This window comes from Mitsuokella sp. AF33-22 (assembly GCF_003475755.1).
In the GTDB taxonomy this organism is placed as follows: Bacteria; Bacillota; Negativicutes; order Selenomonadales; family Selenomonadaceae; genus Mitsuokella.
Genome location: NZ_QRQA01000009.1, coordinates 39,549 through 55,019, shown reverse-complemented (window position 1 = coordinate 55,019; position 15,471 = coordinate 39,549). Strand labels below are relative to the sequence as shown.

Below are 15,471 nucleotides of genomic sequence, written 5' to 3'. Positions count from 1 at the left end.
GGGAAGTATGTATTTTCATTTTCATATCGCTTTATCATCAAAAGGAGGAGATTTGTCATGAAGTGGAAGAAGATTGTCGCGGCCCTGCTCGGTGCAGCCGTCATGACGACCTGTTTCGCAGGCTGCGGCGGCAGCCAGTCGGCCTCGAAGGATTCATCGGGATCGGGCAGTGACGACAACAAGCTCGTCATCTATTGCCCGCATCCGCTGTCCTTCATCAATCCGCTCGTAGAGGAATTCGAGAAGGAAAGCGGCATCAAGGTCGAGGTCGTGGCAGCCGGTACGGGCGAGCTCCTAAAGCGCGTGGAGTCGGAGAAAGCCAATCCGCTCGGCGATATCTTCTGGGGCGGCTCGCTTTCGACGATGAAGCCGAAAGCCGACTTGTTTGAACCGTACAAGTCTGTCAACGAAGACCATATCCAGGCGGCCTTCAAGAATACCGAAGGCTCGATGACGCGCTTCACGGATATCCCGAGCGTCATCATGGTCAATACGAATCTCATCGGCGACATCAAGGTGGAAGGCTATGAAGACCTGCTGAACCCGGCACTCAAGGGCAAGATCGCGATGGCCGATCCGTCGAAATCCTCTTCGGCTTATGAACACCTCATCAACATGCTCTATGCGATGGGCAACGGCAATCCCGACAACGGCTGGGATTACGTCACGAAGTTCTGCAAGAACCTCGACGGCAAACTGCTCTCCGGTTCGTCGGCCGTCTATAAGGGCGTAGCCGACGGCGAATACGTCGTGGGCTGCACGTTCGAAGAAGGCGGCGCGAAATATGTCGCAGACGGTGCGCCGGTCAAGCTCGTTTACATGAAGGAAGGCGTCATCTCGAAGCCCGATGGCATCTACATCATCAAGAACGCCAAGCACATGGAGAATGCCAAGAAGTTCATCGACTTTGTCACGAGCAAGGAAGCCCAGACCCTGATCACGCAGAAGCTGCATCGCCGCAGCGTCCGCGATGACGTGCCGGCACCGGCCGGACTTGAGGAGAAATCCCAGATCCACATCATCACCGATGATGAGCAGGTCGTGAACCAGAACAAGAAGGCATGGCTCGATAAATTCAAGGATATCTTTACGAGCGTGCAGTAAGATTGACACTTCGATATGATTACGGGAGGAGGAACCGCTGTGAGGCTGTTCCTCCTTTTGTGCTGCAATCGAGTATGTACAGATTCCTGCTGTACCGTTATACTAAAATGAGAATGGTGGGAAAGGGGGCGGACGGTTTGCGGACGTTTCAGGATGAAGTGCGGCGTGCCCTGACGAAGTATGCACTTTTGCCAACGCTTTTTCTGGCCGTCATCGGGCTCGTGCTCGTCGGGATCAGCTGGGAACGATACGTCGTCGTGGCCAGCGATGAAAGCCGCGTTGTTGCAGCCGAGGTCATAGCAGGCATCCTCCGCGACTATGACGGCAGGACACAGACCGTGGCAGAGATGGCGACAACTGCCGGCATCGGGCAGCTGCGCCATGATGCGGCGGCTCGTGCCGAGCTCTACGGTTACCTTTACCATGAAGTCAACATCGCGCACGACGGCACCCTGTTCTTCCTGCTGGATCGGGAGGAAAAGCTCGTCCTCGGCAGCTGGGATTACCTGCCCGAGGGGCTGGCGACGCTCGGCAGCCAGTGGGGCATCCTGCGCCGCCTGAAGGAACGTCCGTCTGAGCCGCAGACGGAATTCATTGCCCATGAAGCCCTGTATGAAGATGACGACCTCGTCATCGGCCGGGCCATCTGCAATGAGGAGGGACATCTGCAGGGTTATATCCTCTTCGTGCTGCCCGGGCGCTATCTGCGCAGCAATATCACGTCCCCGTATCTGGATTTCGTGCTGCAGGACCGGTTCGGCAATACCTGTGTCCGGACGGGCAGCAGCTATACGACAGGCGGTCTGCGCAAGCTCGCACCGGAAATCCGGCGCACGAATCACTGGCTGGCGGAGTTCCGCCATCAGGAGTATTATGTGACGCAGCAGCCCGTGGCCGACGGAGCGTTCACGCTCTTTACCGTCATGCCGGTTTCGAGCCTGCTCCAGCGCTATTATCTGGGGATCGGCATCGTGGCCGGCGTGCTGCTGCTCATGATTCCCATCCTGCTCGTCAGCGTGCGGCGCGAGAGCCGCGCACGCGCGCGGGCGATTGCCGAGGAAGAAGCGAGAGCCACGGCCGTTTCTGAGATGCGGCGCCTCGAGAGCCAGTTCAATCCGCATTTCCTGTTCAACACGCTGGAGAACATCAAATTCATGGTCAAGCTCGACCCGCAGGCGGCGCAGCGCATGCTCATGAATCTGTCGCGCATCCTGCGCTACAGCATCAAGGGCGAGGAACGCAAGGTAACGTTGCGCGAAGACCTCTCGTACACGCACAGCTACATGGAAATCCAGCAGTACCGTTTCGGCAGGCGCCTCGTCTACGACGAAACGATTCCCGAGGCAGTCGGGGACTGCCGGATTCCCCGGCTGCTGTTCCAGCCCGTGCTGGAGAATGCCATCCGTTACGGGGCGTCTGAGGACGGCAGCATCGTCATCCGCCTCGATGTCAGCTGGGAGGAACGGCCGGCTGGCAAGGTCCTCTGCGTGAGGATCGCGGACCAGGGACCGGGGCTCCCCAAAAAACGCCTGCAGGCCATTCGCGGGATGCTGGCAGAAGGCGCTGACCCGGCCCTGCATACAGGAATCTGCAACATCCATCGCCGCCTGCAGCTCATGTACGGCCGTCCGTATGGCCTGCAGCTTGAATGTCCGCCCGCGGGCGGCACGGTTGTGACGCTGCGGCTGCCATTTGAGAAGGAGGGAGTACCGTGTTAAAGCTCATCATCGCGGAGGATGAGGAGATCATACGCCGCGGACTCGTCGCGACCATCGACTGGGCGGCGATGGGGGCAGAGGTTGTCGGCGATGCGGCCGACGGCCTTGAAGCGTGGCAGCTTGTCGCATCAAGGAAACCGGATGTCCTGCTGACCGATATTCGCATGCCTCGGCTTTCCGGGCTGCAGCTGGCGGAAAAGTTGCGCGAGGCGGGAATACTCGTGCATGTCATCTTCCTGACAAGCTATGCGGACTTTTCCTATGCTCAGCGGGCCGTGCGCCTCGGGGCCTGTGACTATCTGCTGAAACCGGTCGATGAGGAAGAGCTCATGGACGTGCTCACAAGGATTCGTCAGCAGGACAAGACTTCTCCTGCACCTGTGTCCGAGAAGGAAGAACAGGTATCTCTGGTGGACTGGCAGCCGCTGCTCGCCGACACGCATCTGAATCCCTACGTGCGCGATGTGCTCGAGTTCCTGTCCGCGCACTATCAGGAGCGGCTGAGCGTGGAGGAGATGTCCGCCCAGCAGGGCGTATCGGCCAGCTATCTTTCGCGCAAGCTCAAGGAGACGACGGGTCATACCTTTAATTCTCTCCTGACCCGTTTCCGCCTGCAGCAGAGTCTCGCGCTGCTGGCCGAGGGGCGGCTGCGCGTCTATGAAGTGGCCGAGGCAGTCGGCTTCAGCGATTACAAGAATTACGCACAGGTCTTCCGCAAGTATCTGGCGATGACGCCATCGCAGTATGTGCACCATGAGAAACAGGGCTGAATGTGCCTTATTATTCGACAGAAAGAGAGTACGATATGAAACCTTATGAGAATTATTTGATCATCAGCGACCTCGACGGGACAATCATCCCGCATGGCGGCCGCATTTCCGCGGCCAACAAGGCGGCCATTGCCACGTTTGTGGCGGGCGGCGGACATTTCGGCATCGCCACGGGCCGCACGCCGGAGGCGGCCGCGGGCTATCTCAAGGATGTCTCCATCACGGCGCCGAGCATCTTCTTTAACGGTTCCATGTTGTACGACTGGCAGCAGCATGAGATCCTGGCCACGCGCGCGCTGCACGGTCCTGCCGGCAGGGACGGACAGACGGATGATGCCATCTGGCCGCGCTTTGCCGCTCACTGCCTTGAGAAATTTCCCGAAGCCTGCATCGAGGTCTACACGGCCGAAACCTGCAACATCATCAGCCGGCCGGAGAACGATGATCCCCGCCTGCCGCATGAATACTACATGTATCGTCACTGCCCGCTGGCCGATGTATCGGACCTTGCCAGGACCCCCTGGCTCAAGTTCTTTGTCTGCGATGAGCCTTCGCGCCTCAAGATGCTTGAGCAGGAGGCCGATGCGATGGGGACGTCCTCCGTGTCGAATCACTTCTATTCCGAGGCGAATTACCACGAGTTCGTGGCCCAGGGCGTGTCGAAGGGCTCCATGCTCGCCGAAATCCGCAAGCTGCCGGCTTATCGCGATACGAAGATCATCGCGCTCGGCGATTACCTCAATGACAAGACACTGTTGGAACAGGCCGATATCGGCATCGCTTCCGGCAACGCCCATGAGACGCTCAAGAGCATCGCCGACCTCACGGGCTGCCGGGCCGAGGAGGACCTGATCGTCTGGCTGCTCGCGCACTTTGCCGACATCAAAGCCATTTGAGGAAAAGAGACAACAAAAATCCGCTACCTGCCAACAGATGCGGATGGAAATAAAGGATAAAACCTCCTATAATCAGATTAAACGAACGGAAACACGACAATCTGATTTTAGGAGGTTTTTCTATGGGCATCTCTTTTGCGGCGGCGACTCAGCAATTCCATCTTTACAACGACAGGATCAGCTACATCATGAAGGTCCTGCGTGACGGCCATCTCGGCCAGCTATACTTCGGCGCGCGCCTGCCGGAAGACCGCGACTACGGGCACTTCGTCCACACGGATTACTACCGCCCGACGACGGCCTACGTCTTTGACAACGAGTACGGCTTCTCGCGCGAGCACCTGCGGCAGGAGTATCCCTCGTACGGTACGACGGACTTCCGCGAGGGTGCGGTGGAGCTCGCGCAGCCGGACGGCAGCCACATCACGGACTTCTGTTATATCTCGCATGAAATCGTCGCGGGCAAGCCGAAGCTGCCGGGCCTGCCGGCCACGTATGTTGAGGCAGACGACGAGGCGGACACGCTCCTCGTAACGCTGCGCGACGAAAAGACGGGCGTCGAGCTCGTGCTCTCGTACACGATTTTCCGCGACTTCGATGCGATTGCCCGCAATGCCTATTTTGTCAACAAAGGCAGCGAGACTGTGGCGCTCACGCGCGTGATGAGCCTTGCCATCGACCTCCCCGATGCGGACTACGACTTCGTGCAGTTCTCCGGCTGGTGGGGCCGCGAGCGCCAGAAGAGCATCACGCATCTGCGCCCGGGCATCCAGTCCATCGGCAGCCTGCGCGGGCAGTCGGGTCACGTCCACAACCCGTTCTTTATCCTCAAGCGCCCGCAGGCAGACGAGCAGCAGGGGGAGGCCATCGGCTTTTCGCTCGTCTACAGCGGCAACTTCCTTGCGCAGGCGGAGGTCGACACCTTCGATGTCACGCGCGTGACGATGGGCATCCATCCGCAGGAGTTCCGTTGGCAGCTCGCGCCGTCGGATTCATTCCAGACGCCGGAGGCCGTCATGGTCTGGTCGGACCACGGCCTCAACGGCATGAGCCAGAATTTCCACAAGCTCTATCGCACGCGCCTGGCGCGTGGTGTCTGGCGCGACAAGGTGCGCCCCATCCTCATCAACAACTGGGAGGCCACGTACTTCGACTTCGATGAGGAGAAGCTCGTGCGCATCGCCAGGACGGCGCACAATGTCGGCGTCGAGCTCTTCGTCCTCGACGACGGCTGGTTCTCCACGCGCTGCGGTGAGACGAGCGGCCTCGGCGACTGGTGGCCGAACACCGGCCGCCTGCCGAACGGCATCACGGGCCTTGCGGAACGCATCAATGCACTCGGCATGAAGTTCGGCCTATGGGTCGAGCTCGAGATGGTCAACAAGGACAGCGAGCTCTACCGCGCGCATCCCGACTGGATCCTGCACACGGAGGGGCGCCATGCTTCGCATGGCCGCAAGCAGTACGTGCTCGACTTCTCGCGCCCGGAAGTCGTCGACTACATCCACGATTCCATTTATAAGGTCCTGAGCACGGCGAAAGTCGACTACATCAAGTGGGACATGAACCGCAGCATCACGGAGTGCGGCTCGGCCGGCTGGGGCCCGGAGCATCAGGGCGAGATCTTCCACCGCTACATCCTCGGCGTCTACAACCTCTACGAGCGACTGACGCATGAGTTCCCGAACATTCTGTTCGAGTCTTGCGCTTCGGGCGGCGGCCGCTTCGACCCGGGCATGTTTTACTACGCGCCGCAGTGCTGGACGAGCGATGATTCCGACGGCGGCGAGCGCCTGCGCATCCAGTACGGTACGAGCTACGCTTACCCCGTGTCGTTCATGGGCTCACATGTTTCAATCGCACCGAACCATCAGATCTTCCGCGAGACGAGCCTCAAGCTGCGCGGCGATGTCGCTTACTTCGGCACGTTCGGCTACGAACTCGACCTCGGCAGGCTCTCGGACAAGGAGCTCGATGAGGTCCGCGGGCAGATCCGCTTCATGAAGAAATACCGCAGGCTGATCCAGCAGGGGACGTTCTATCGTCTCAAGGACCCGTTCACGGGCAATGCCGCGGCCTGGATGGTCGTTTCGGACGACCGACGTCAGGCCATCGTCGGCTACTACAAGATGCTCGCGCATCCCTGCACACCGTACACGTGGATGAAGCTTGCCGGCCTCGATGAGACGGCTTCCTACAAGGTCCGCATCGATGACCATGAGGAAATGGGTGTATTTACGGGCGCCGAGCTCATGCGCGCCGGCCTCGATACGACAGACTTTTCGGCTGGCGAGCAGAGCCGCAAAGAGGGCAGGCACTGCACCGACTTCTGGTCGCGCCTGTTCGTCCTCGAAGCCGAATGAAGAATGAGATTATTGTGATTGAAGAAAGAGGAGAAACGCAATGAAACGAGAGATGAGACAAAAGCTCATGTCTGTCAGTGGTGTCATAATCTGTGGCGCGAGTGTCGGCATCTTCCAGAAGATCGCACTTGGCACAGACCCGTTCACGTGCTTTGTCACGGGCATCGCCAATGTCTTCAGTTCGACGTACAGCATCTGGTACGTGATCCTGACGGGCCTCATGCTCGTGGGCGTCGCCGTGCTTCAGCGCCGCTACATCGGCTTTGCAACACTCATCAATCTGTTCCTGACGGGGGTGGTGGCCGATGCAATGCACGACTTGCTGGACTTTTTGCTGCTGGATCCGACTTTCGGCACGCGCTGCCTGCTCATGGCCATCAACATTCTGATCATGAGTCTCGGCGCTTCACTCTATTACGTGGCGAACCTCGGAGTTTCCGCCTATGATGCCATCGCCCTGATGGCGTCGGAGTGCTATCATGTTGCCTCGTTCCGCGTCTGCCGCGTCACGACCGACGTTTTCTGCGTGGCCGTCGGCTTCTTCCTCGCGGCGGATGTCGGCCTTGGCACGGTCATCACGGCCTTCTTCATGGGGCCTGTCGTGCAGTGGTTCACCGATCATCTGGCGCTGCCGCTGCTCAATGGCGGCCCGCTCCGCAGACAGGCCATGCCGCGCGAAGCCTGAATCGCTCTCATAGCATAAAAAAGTCCTGACGATGTGTCAGGATTTTTTTATTGACTTGATATCCGTAGCCTGCAGGTAGGGACTCTGCTGCTGCCGGCGGTAGGCGGTAGGCGTCATGCCAGCCTTGCGCAGGAAAGCGCGTTGGAAGGAATCGCTCTTGGCATAGCCACACGAGCAGGCAATCGATTCGACGGAGAAGGTCGTGGTCTGCAGCAGATGCTCCGCCTTGGTGAGGCGGCAGTTCTGGATGTACTCGTGGGGTGAGCAGTGCAGGTAGCGCTTGAAGAGCGTCGTCACATAGCTGCGGTTGAGGTTCATGTAGTCTGCGAGGTCTTGCACGGTGAACGGCTCCTCGAGATGGGCACGGATGAAGTTCGTCATGTGGGAGATGTAGGTGTTGTTGTCGGCGGGCGGCAGCAGGTCGCGCTGTGCCTCGGCGAGCACGGAGAGAAACTGCATCAGCAGGCCGAGGCGGTAGTAGCGGCCGGACAGCGTGAAGCTGTTGTGCGCGAGCATGTCCTGCACATAGGCGGCGAGTTTTGCGCCCTGCTCCTCGGTGCAGGCGTAAATCGGTCCGGCCTGGCTGAGTCCCAGAGAGGCGATGATCTGAGGAGCCCGGCTGCCGCTGAAGGCGACCCATATGTACGTCCAGGGTTCCTGCTCATCACTCTGATAGGTCGTCTGGTAATCCGGTTCAATCAGGAATCCCTGTCCCGCGTGCAAATGGTATGTATGCTGGTTGGCCTGGAATGTTCCCCTGCCCGCGAGGATGAAGTGAATCAGGTGATAGGAGCGCACGGCCGGCCCGTACTTGTGGCCGGGGCCTGTAACAGAGTGTCCGAAGGTCGTCAGGAAGAGATCACTGTCCTCTTCCTGGGGCATGTTGAATGCCTGCATATCTTCCATGTCAATTCCTCCCGTTGCTGCGTTTTCTCTATTATATCATCTTCTTTTTGATCGGCTCAAATGGTGGCCACTATCCTTTTTAAGAGGACAAATGCAAAATAAGTTTCGCAAATCCATTGACAATACCTTCGTCTGGTTGTAATATTGTATACAATCTCATGGGAAAGGGGTTTGTCATTATGAGGTTTTTAGAGAAACTCAGCGCATTCATATCCAAGTACATGGCGGTCTTTGTCATTCTGGTCGCCGCGATTTCCCTGTTCCAGCCCTGGACGTTTAAGTGGGCCGCACCGAAGATTACGATCCTCCTTGGCATCGTCATGTTCGGCATGGGCACGACACTGCGGCTGCGTGATTTCCGCCTGGTGTTCCAGCGCCCGAAGGATGTCCTCGTCGGCGCCCTGGCACAGTTCACGATCATGCCGGGCCTTGCCTGGCTGCTCGCCAAGGGCTTCAACCTGCCGCCGGAACTCGCAGCCGGCGTCATCCTCGTCGGCACCTGCCCGGGCGGCACGTCCTCGAACGTCATGACGTATCTGGCACGCGGCGATGTTGCCCTGTCCGTCTCGATGACGATGACGACGACCATCCTCGCACCAGTCGTTACGCCGCTCCTGACATGGTGGCTCGCCGGTGCCTGGGTGGATATCTCCCTCTCGGCCATGATGCTGTCGATCGTACAGGTCGTCATCGTGCCGATTGTCGGCGGTATTCTCGTCAACACGCTGTTCGGCAATTTCGTGCAGAAGTTCGTCAAGCTCCTGCCGCTCATCTCGGTTGTCGCCATCGTCCTGATTGTCGGTGGTGTCGTCTCGGTCAGCTCGCAGCGCATCATGGAAACGGGCGCGCTCATCATGCTCGTCGTCATGCTCCACAATCTGCTCGGCTATGCCCTGGGCTTTGGCGTAGCGAAGGCCCTGCACATGAATCTCGCCAAGTCGAAAGCCATCTCCATTGAGGTCGGCATGCAAAATTCCGGCCTGGCCACGTCGCTGGCCATGATGCATTTCGGTGCAGCCGCCGCCATCCCGGGTGCCATCTTCAGCGTATGGCACAACATCTCCGGCTCGCTTGCAGCCAATTATCTTGCCAGCCGCATGAGCAAGGAAGACAAAAAAGAAGTTGCAGAGGAAGTGTAACGCATCCCCTGCTGAAGAAGAGGTCCTGCGGGGCCTCTTTTTTGTGTTTATCGGGAGATTGTGATACAATGTGTCCATGAAGAGTAGACAATCTCGATCCGCAGGAGGGATGAAGTATGAAGAAAAAACACATCCATATTCTTGCCACAGGTGGTACGATTGCCGGACAGGCTGCTTCGGAGACGGCCACGACGGGGTATCAGGCCGGTGCCATCGGCGTGGAGGAACTGCTGGCGGCCGTACCGGAGCTTCGTGACGTGGCGGAGGTTTCGGGCGAAACCATCGCCGCGATTGACAGCAAGGACATGACTTCGGAAATTTGGCTGCGTCTGGCCGTGCGCACGCAGGAACTGCTGCAGCGGGATGATGTGGACGGCGTCGTCATCACGCACGGCACGGACACGCTCGAGGAGACGGCGTATTTCCTGCATCTGACGGTTCACAGCGACAAGCCGGTCGTGCTGACGGGAGCCATGCGCCCTGCCACGGCGCTGAGCGCCGACGGTCCGATGAACCTCCTGCAGGCCGTGCTGGTGGCAGCTGATCCCGAGGCCTGCGGCTGCGGCGTGCTGGTGGTCCTGAACGGGCGCATAGACGGTGCGCGCGAGGTGACGAAGATGCACACGACGGCGCTCGATACCTTCCAGTCGCCGGAAACGGGCGCCCTCGGCACCGTGCAGGACGGTCAGCCCGTCTTTTATCACATCCCGCTGCGTGCGCATACGGTGGACAGCGAATTTGCGGTTACGAGGCAGACGAAACTGCCGAAGGTGGCCATCCTGTACGGGCATGCCGACGACGACGGATTTCTCGTCAGGGCCGCCTGCGAGGCCGGCGCCAAAGGCATCGTCTATGCGGGCATGGGCAACGGCAGCATTCCCTGGCCGGTTGTGCAGGAACTCACCAAGGCCGTCGGTCAGGGCGTCCTCGTCGTGCGCAGCACGCGCGGCGCAGCGGGACGCGTCGTATACGCGGAGGAAGTATACGAGGACTTCGCCTTCATCCCAAGCGATACGCTGAACCCGCAGAAGGCCCGCGTGCTTCTGCAGCTGGCACTTCTGGAGACGCACAAGCACGAGGAGATTCGCGCGATGTTTGCACGCTACTGAGCACGTAGTACACGAATTCTTTTTAACCATCTTCAGACACAAAAAGCCTGTCGCACTAGCGGCAGGCTTTTGTCGTCAATAGGATGACGGTATCTCTTATTTCTCGAGCAGAAGACCGACGCGTTTCTTGACCTTTGTCAGCGTCTTGCTCGCGATGTACGAAGCGCGCTCCGCGCCTTTCTTCATCTCTTCATCGAGGTAGGCGCGGTCCTGCATGAGGCGGGCAAAATTCTCACGGATCGGACGCAGCTCGTCGGCAACGGCCTGGCCAACAACCGTCTTGAAATCGCCGTAGCCCTTGCCGGCAAATTCGGCTTCGATTTCTGCCATCGTCTTGCCCGTGACGGCCGAGTAGATGGTCATGAGGTTGCTGACGCCAGGTTTTGCCTCCGGGTCAAAGCGCACGCAGGCATCGCTGTCCGTGACGGCGCTCTTGAACTTCTTGAGGATGGTCTTCTCGTCGTCTAGGATGGAAATCGTGGCCTTGGGGTTCGTATCGGACTTGCTCATCTTGCTCGTCGGGTCCTGCAGGCTCATGACGCGTGCACCGGCTTTCGGGAAGTAGCCTTCCGGCAGCTTGAAGACTTCACCGTACGTGTGATTGAAGCGCGTCGCGACATCACGCGTGAACTCGAGATGCTGCGTCTGGTCGGCGCCGACCGGCACGTAATCGGCCTGGTAGAGCAGGATGTCTCCGGCCATCAGGGACGGATACGTGAACAGGCCGGCGTTGATGTTATCGGGATGCTTGGCCGATTTATCTTTGAACTGCGTCATGCGCGAGAGTTCGCCGAACTGCGAGCAGCAGTCCATGATCCAGCCCATCTCGGCATGGCATTTGTTGTGGCTCTGCACGAAGACGAGGCTCTTCTCCGTATCGATTCCGCAGGCGAGCAGCAGGGCAAAGGCTTCGCGCGTCTGCTGGCGGCGCTTCTGCGGCTCGATGTGGATCGTCAGGGAATGGAGGTCGGCGATGAAGTAATAGCAGTTGTAATCCTCCTGCATCTGCTTCCAGCTGCGCACGGCGCCGAGGTAGTTGCCGAGCGTGAAGACGCCCGTGGGCTGAATGCCCGAGAGGATGATTTTCTTTGCTTCGTTTTCCATGATAAAGCTTCCTTTCTGTCTTTCGGCTGTCAGGAAAACAAAAGTCCCTGACAGTACAAGCCATACTGCCAGGGACGAAATCTTCGCGGTGCCACCCTGCTTCACGGACGAGCCGTGCACTTGCTGGAGCACAAGCATGCTCCCGGCCACTCACGCGTGCCACACGTCGCAGCCTACTGCGCAAAAGCGGTTCAGTGCGCCCTCAGCGATCCATTTGCCAGCTTGTCTGCCATCCGGCTCCCAGCCCCCCGGACTCTCTGTGCGCGCATGACTGACGTTATCTTCGCCTCAACGGTTTATCAATATTGCTTTAAGGATACCACCGGCCTGTTGCCTTGTCAAGTTCTGGCGGCAGTGTGCCGGGAATGATGATGGATGCCATTTCCCGCGTGATGCGCTATAATCAAGGCAGGAGAATTTGACAGGAAAAGAGGTGATATTAATGCTGCAAAGCGATAAGGTGAAAGAAGCACTGGCGGCCGTCGAGGCATGCTGCGGCCACTGCGAAGTCTGTTCGCCGGACTGTCCGGTCTTCATCGCGCGCCGGGCCCTGCAGGTCCTGCTCGATGACTTGCTGGCTTACGAACAACAGGATGATGCGGATGCATGAAAAAAGGGCCCTTGTCTGAGAGCCCCTTCTTCATGCGTTCATGTCAGAACTCATATTCTTTTTTCACGCGCTGATATGTCGTATGCAGCAGTTCATGCGCCTTGCCTTCGAGCGGTTCGCCGAGGAAATCGCGGTAGAGGACCTGGATGACGGGGTTCTCATGCGACTTGCGGATCGGGAGCTTGCGGTCAATCTCGTAGAGCGCGGCCATGCGCTTGCGGCGCACGGCATTCGTCGTGCCGATCGGCTGTCCGCCGCCGCCGATGCAGCCGCCGGGGCAGGCCATGACCTCGATGAAATCATAGGGGGAGGTGCCGTTCTGCACCTGCTCCATGAGGATGCGCGCATTGCGCAGCGTGTGGGCCACGGCAACGCGGATCTTGCGGCCGCCGATATCGAGCGTGCATTCCTTGATGCCCTTGACGCCGCGGACATCGTCGAAGTCCAGGCGCTCGAGCGTCTTGCCCGTCATCTTTTCGCAGACCGTGCGCAGCGCCGCTTCCATGACGCCGCCCGTCGTGCCGAATATCGCGCCGGCACCCGAAGCCGTGCCGAGCGGGCTGTCGAAATCCGTCTCCGGCAGATGGTCGAAGGAGAGGCCGACATACTTGATGAGCTTGATGAGCTCGCGCGTCGTCAGCACGATATCGACATCCTGCATGCCGTCGCGGCCCATCTCCCTGCGCGCGGCCTCGTACTTCTTGGCCGTGCAGGGCATGATGGAAACCGTGACGATGTCGTGCACATCGATGCCGGCCTGCTGCGGATAATACGTCTTGGCAATGGCACCGAACATGCTCATCGGGGACTTCGCCGAGGAAAGATGCGGGATGCAGTCGCCGAAATGCTTTTCGACGTAATTGACCCAGCCCGGGCTGCAGGAGGTCAGCATCGGCAGGACCCCGCCGTTCTGCAGGCGGTCCATGAATTCCGCGCCTTCCTCCATGATCGTGAGGTCCGCGCCGAAATTCGTATCGAAGACCTTGTCGAAGCCGAGCAGGCGCAGCGCCGTGACCATCTGGCCCGTCACGATGGCACCGGGCTCCATGCCAAACGCATCGCCGAGCGCGACGCGCACCGACGGCGCGACCTGCACGATGACGTGTTTCTTGGGATCCTGCAGCGCGTCGAGCACCTTCTCCGTATCGTCCTTCTCGACGATGGCGCCCGTCGGGCAGACGAGGCTGCACTGGCCGCAGAGGATGCAGTCCGTCTGTTCCATCGGCTTGTTGTAGGCCGTCGTCACGACGATGTCGCTGCTGCGCCCGGCGTACGTGAGCGCAGCGATGCCCTGGACATCCTTGCAGGCGCGGATGCAGCGGCCGCAGCGGATGCATTTCGACGGGTCGCGTACGATGGCCGGATTCGTCACGATGCGCGGCTGCTCTTTGTAGACGGAGGGCAGCGATGAATGCTGGATGTTGAAGCGGCTGCAGAGGCGCTGCAGATCGCAGTTCTGGTTGCGCGGGCAGGACAGGCAGTCCTTGTGATGGTTGGCCAGCATGAGCTGGAGCAGGGACACCTGCGTGTCGCGCACAATCTGCGTATCGGTGTGGACCTCCATGCCTTCCCAGACCTCCGTCGAGCAGGCCGCGAGCAGGCGGCGCTTGCCGACGACCTCGACGGAGCACAGGCGGCAGTGGGCCTTGATGCGCTGATCCTCATGATAGCAGAGATGCGGGATATCGATGCCGAGTTTCTGCGCAGCCTGCATGATCTTCGTGCCCTTGGGCACTTCGAGGGGGATATTATTGATGGTCAGATGGACCATGGGGATTTCATTTTGCTGTTGTTGTTCGTTGCTCATGCTACCGGTCCTCCCACTTCAAAAACTTCCGGGAATACCCTCATGGCAGAGCGCAGAGTATTCTGTGCCGTCTCACCGAGGCCGCAGAGCGACGACATGCTCATGACGCGGGCAATCTTTGCCATGATGGCGATATCCGTGCGCGTAGCCGTGCCCGCCGCCATCTTGTCGAGGATGATCTTGATGTGCAGATTGCCCTCGCGGCACGGCGTGCACTGACCGCAGCTCTCCTCGGAGAAAAACTCCTGGTTCATGCGCAGAAAATCGAGCACGCTCGTGCGCTCGTCGATGACGAGCAACGCACCGGACCCAACCATGACGCCGGCCGCGCGCAAATCCTCATACGTATACGGCGTGTCGAGAATGGAGGCATCGGCGACCTTTCCGGAAGCCCCGCCAAACTGGATCAGGCGGATGGCGCGGTCACGCTGAACGCCGCCGGCCAGTCCGTAGATGATCTCGCGCACCGTCATGCCGAACGGGATCTCGAAGGCTCCCGGATGATTGACATTGCCGGCCACGCTGATCATCTTCGTGCCGATGGAATCGCCCTGGCCGCACGAAGCGTAGAAGCCTTCCTTATCCATGAGGAGATGCGGCACAATTGAAAGGCTCTCGACGTTGTTGAGGCAGGTCGGGCGCGCAAACACGCCGCTGACCTTGATGAAAGGCGGCTTCATGCGCGGGCGGCCGGCCTTGCCCTCGATGGAGCGGATGAGTGCCGTGCCCTCGCCGCAGACATAGGCGCCGGCGCCGGAATAGAGGTGGATGTTGAAATCGAAGCCCTTGCCCAGGATGTTCGTGCCGAGAAAGCCGTAATTCTTCGCCTGGCGGATGGCATTCAGCAGCAGCGGACGGAAGCAGGCGTACTCGGCGCGCATGTAGATGTAGCCGTCCGTAGCACCGACGACGTAGCCCGCAATGATCATGGCCTCGATGAGGTTGAAGGGATCGTGCTCGATGAGCTCTCTGTCCTTGAACGTCGTCGTCTCGCCCTCATCGGCGTTGCAGATGACGACCTTGCGCTCGCCGACCACGGCACGTGCCTGGCTCCACTTGCGCCCGAGCTCGTACTCGGCGCCGCCGCGGCCACGCACCTTCACCGATGAAATGAGATCTGTGATCTCCTTCGGGTCAGTGTTGACGGCTTTGCGCAGTGCTTCAAAGCCGCCGATGCTCATATACGAGCCAATCGAGGAAGTATCGTAACGGCCAAAATTCTTGGTCAGGAAATGTACAGGTTCAGTCATGATCTTCCTC

13 protein-coding genes are annotated in these 15,471 nt (G+C 59.4%); 9 read left to right on the top strand and 4 right to left on the bottom strand.

What is annotated here, in order from left to right; all coding sequences use genetic code 11:
• The first annotated feature begins 57 nt into the window (after positions 1–57).
• The 6 genes from DWZ54_RS07035 to DWZ54_RS07010 all read left to right on the top strand — a co-directional run bounded on the left by DWZ54_RS07035 (position 58) and on the right by DWZ54_RS07010 (position 7,536).
• A complete protein-coding gene (locus DWZ54_RS07035) occupies positions 58–1,104 on the top strand; it encodes an ABC transporter substrate-binding protein (RefSeq protein ID WP_118475085.1) in 1,047 nt (348 codons plus the stop codon).
• A 137-nt stretch (positions 1,105–1,241) separates the two neighbouring features.
• Positions 1,242–2,822: a sensor histidine kinase gene (locus tag DWZ54_RS07030; protein ID WP_158573634.1), complete on the top strand. Its 1,581-nt coding sequence runs from the start codon at positions 1,242–1,244 to the stop codon at positions 2,820–2,822.
• Positions 2,816–3,592 carry a response regulator gene (locus DWZ54_RS07025; protein WP_118475081.1) on the top strand — a complete coding sequence of 259 codons (777 nt, stop codon included), beginning with the start codon at positions 2,816–2,818 and terminating at the stop codon, positions 3,590–3,592. Before DWZ54_RS07030 ends, DWZ54_RS07025 begins: the two co-directional genes overlap by 7 nt.
• A 35-nt stretch (positions 3,593–3,627) precedes the next feature.
• The gene (locus tag DWZ54_RS07020) at positions 3,628–4,488 is read left to right on the top strand and encodes an HAD hydrolase family protein (RefSeq protein WP_118475079.1); all 861 of its coding nucleotides are present in this window, start codon (positions 3,628–3,630) and stop codon (positions 4,486–4,488) included.
• 122 nt (positions 4,489–4,610) lie between these two features.
• On the top strand, positions 4,611–6,851 hold the full coding sequence (locus DWZ54_RS07015) for an alpha-galactosidase (protein ID WP_118475077.1): 2,241 nt from the start codon (positions 4,611–4,613) through the stop codon (positions 6,849–6,851).
• Positions 6,852–6,891: 40 nt separating this feature from the next.
• Entirely contained in the window at positions 6,892–7,536 is a 645-nt protein-coding gene (locus tag DWZ54_RS07010; protein WP_118475075.1) for a YitT family protein, read from the top strand.
• A gap of 36 nt (positions 7,537–7,572) precedes the next feature.
• Here DWZ54_RS07010 and DWZ54_RS07005 read toward each other — a convergent pair whose 3' ends face one another.
• Positions 7,573–8,442 carry an AraC family transcriptional regulator gene (locus DWZ54_RS07005; protein ID WP_118475073.1) on the bottom strand — a complete coding sequence of 290 codons (870 nt, stop codon included), beginning with the start codon at positions 8,440–8,442 and terminating at the stop codon, positions 7,573–7,575.
• 179 nt (positions 8,443–8,621) lie between these two features.
• On the opposite strand from DWZ54_RS07005, the gene DWZ54_RS07000 reads away from it, so the two are divergent.
• Positions 8,622–9,581, top strand: a complete 960-nt coding sequence (locus DWZ54_RS07000; RefSeq protein ID WP_118015147.1) for a bile acid:sodium symporter family protein — start codon at positions 8,622–8,624, stop codon at positions 9,579–9,581.
• Between the two features lie 116 nt (positions 9,582–9,697).
• Positions 9,698–10,690, top strand: coding sequence for an asparaginase (locus DWZ54_RS06995; protein WP_118475071.1), 993 nt, complete (start codon positions 9,698–9,700; stop codon positions 10,688–10,690).
• Between the two features lie 96 nt (positions 10,691–10,786).
• On the opposite strand, the gene trpS is transcribed toward DWZ54_RS06995, so the two are convergent.
• Complete coding sequence (trpS, locus tag DWZ54_RS06990; RefSeq protein ID WP_199663292.1) at positions 10,787–11,794, bottom strand: tryptophan--tRNA ligase; 1,008 nt, start codon at positions 11,792–11,794, stop codon at positions 10,787–10,789.
• A gap of 442 nt (positions 11,795–12,236) precedes the next feature.
• On the opposite strand from trpS, the gene DWZ54_RS11920 reads away from it, so the two are divergent.
• Complete coding sequence (locus tag DWZ54_RS11920; RefSeq protein ID WP_199663289.1) at positions 12,237–12,404, top strand: hypothetical protein; 168 nt, start codon at positions 12,237–12,239, stop codon at positions 12,402–12,404.
• 43 nt (positions 12,405–12,447) lie between these two features.
• Here DWZ54_RS11920 and DWZ54_RS06985 read toward each other — a convergent pair whose 3' ends face one another.
• A complete protein-coding gene (locus DWZ54_RS06985; protein WP_199663287.1) occupies positions 12,448–14,211 on the bottom strand; it encodes an NADH-dependent [FeFe] hydrogenase, group A6 in 1,764 nt (587 codons plus the stop codon).
• A complete protein-coding gene (locus tag DWZ54_RS06980) occupies positions 14,208–15,461 on the bottom strand; it encodes an NADH-quinone oxidoreductase subunit F (protein WP_118475067.1) in 1,254 nt (417 codons plus the stop codon). The genes DWZ54_RS06985 and DWZ54_RS06980 overlap by 4 nt, the downstream gene beginning before the upstream one ends.
• Positions 15,462–15,471 lie beyond the last annotated feature (10 nt).